Source organism: Marinobacter halodurans, assembly GCF_004327985.1.
Taxonomy (GTDB): domain Bacteria; phylum Pseudomonadota; class Gammaproteobacteria; order Pseudomonadales; family Oleiphilaceae; genus Marinobacter_A; species Marinobacter_A halodurans.
The window spans coordinates 1-546 of the sequence record NZ_SJDL01000190.1 but is presented as its reverse complement, the minus strand read 5'-3'; the positions used below and the strand labels follow the sequence as shown (position 1 = coordinate 546).

The window sequence follows — 546 nt, the reverse complement described above, 5'->3', positions numbered from 1 at the left end:
CACATCCTGCCCGTCAGCCCAGCTTTCCAGCCAGTCGGCCCGGTAGACCTGGTATTGGTCGAACAGGTCCGCCACCCGCTCGGCCAGTTGGTAGCGACGCCGGGCTTCCTGACCGCCACTGAGGAAACGCGCCAGGGGTTCGTAGCCGGGTTGCGTCACCAACTCCGGAATCAGGCGCATCAGGCGCCAGGTCATGCGGTCCTTGTCGAACGGCGATTGTTCGGGAACGGCGTCTTCGCCGAGTACAGTCCGATAGACCTGCCAGAGGAAGCGCGAAGGCAGCAGGAACTGCATGGCGGCGGCGATGCCATTGCCCGGCAGCGTCGGGTCGTCCTCGTCCCGGGCCAGCGCCAGCTTGAGCCACTGGGCGATGCCGTTGGAGTGGACCAGGAAGACATCGTTCTCGAGCGGATCCAGCGGAAACGTGCGAATAAGTTCCACCGTCACCGCACGCAGATCTTCCAGCTTGTTGGCATGGATGACCTGAAAACCGGTCGGTAGCGCTGGCCTGTCTACTGCTCGCATTCTGGTTCCCTGGAAGGCTTT

At 63.2% G+C, this 546-nt stretch carries 1 protein-coding gene; it reads right to left on the bottom strand.

Going from position 1 to position 546, the window contains the following annotated elements:
- Positions 1–525 (bottom strand): exodeoxyribonuclease V subunit gamma (locus tag EZI54_RS24045; RefSeq protein ID WP_165495880.1); only part of this gene is annotated, 525 nt, incomplete at its 3' end.
- Positions 526–546: the final 21 nt, after the last annotated feature.